1 protein-coding gene is annotated in these 1,249 nt (G+C 76.4%); it reads right to left on the minus strand.

Annotated features, from left to right (window positions below):
* Positions 1 to 454: 454 nt before the first annotated feature.
* Positions 455 to 1,099: a hypothetical protein gene (locus tag ACIQOV_RS41905; protein ID WP_401056456.1), complete on the minus strand. Its 645-nt coding sequence runs from the start codon at positions 1,097 to 1,099 to the stop codon at positions 455 to 457.
* Between the last annotated feature and the right edge of the window lie 150 nt (positions 1,100 to 1,249).

Raw genomic sequence — 1,249 nt, forward strand, 5'->3', positions numbered from 1 at the left:
GCATGCCCTGGGCCCCGGCGGGGGCGGGAGCGGGAGCGGTGACGGACGCGGGGGCCGCGGTCTCGCCCTGGCCCGGGGTCGGCGGCGCCCACGGGTCGGTGGCAGCCGGTTCCTCGGCGGACCGCGGGCTGCTGTCGGGCGGGACGGGAACGGTCATGCGGGATCCTTCGGAAACGTCGAGACGATGAGCTGCTGCCGTCCGGCCCCGGGGCGGGGACCTTCCCGGGTTCCTCCGGGGTCCTTCCGGGGCGTTCCCGGGTTGCTCCGGGTCGTTCCCGGCTCCCCGGCGGCGGGCGACCCGCCCCGTGCGAAACGGCCGCCGCCTCGTGCCGGGCCCGCGCGTCAACCCCCTGGGACGGGACACCGACAGGATCGGCGAGTGATCAACATACAGGGGCCCGGCCCGGACCCCGACGCCGCGGTCCACGGGCGGCTCCGGGCCCAGGACGACGCCTCAGGACCCGTCCCGGTCGTCCGGGAGCTCCGGGCTGAACAGGTGCGCCCGCCGCACCCCGGCCCTGCGCAGCTCGTCCGCGACGATGCGCAGGACGGTGCGGGCCATGTGCGGGAGGACCAGGCCCTTGCAGTCCATCCGCACGTACGGGATCGAGGCGTCGACGGCGGCGTAGTTGGGGCTGTAGGGCGGCATCTCCTCGTCCCAGGCGTCCTCGGCCTCCTCCGGCGAGAGTTCACGGCCGTCCTCGAAGACCAGCATGAGCCGGGGCTCGGCGGCGGTGAGCGCCGCGACCGCGCGCGCCGGGTCGTCGCACCTGACGGCCACTCCGAAGACCTGGCAGGGAACAGCGCCGGGGCGGGCCCGCTCGATGGGCAGCGTGTGCGGATCCACCGTGATGCCGCCCGGCTCGCTCTCCGAGACGGCCGCCCGCCGCATCCAGAACGCGGCCTCGTCGCTCTCGCCGCAGGCCTCGACGACATGCCACAGCAGCCGCGGCCCCGCGCCGCGGACCGCCTCCTCGAACAGGTCGCGGGCGCGCTCCCACTCCCCCTCGTCCGCGGCCTCGCGCCCGCGCCCGAACGCGGCTTCGGCGGCGGGCGACAGGGGCGGCAGGGGCAGCGGCGACGGCTCCGTGGGGTCCACGGCCCCATGGTTACCACGGGCCTGCGACAGTCCGGTGTCCTGCGGGTGCGCACCTCTACTCGCTGCTGGTCCCGGTGTTCGGGATGTCCTCGGCCTGGTTGCTGCTGGGCGAGCGGATCAGCCCGACCGCCGCCGCGGCCGCGCTGCTGG

Source organism: Kitasatospora sp. NPDC091257 (assembly GCF_044757675.1).
GTDB lineage: Bacteria > Actinomycetota > Actinomycetes > Streptomycetales > Streptomycetaceae > Kitasatospora > Kitasatospora lactacystinica.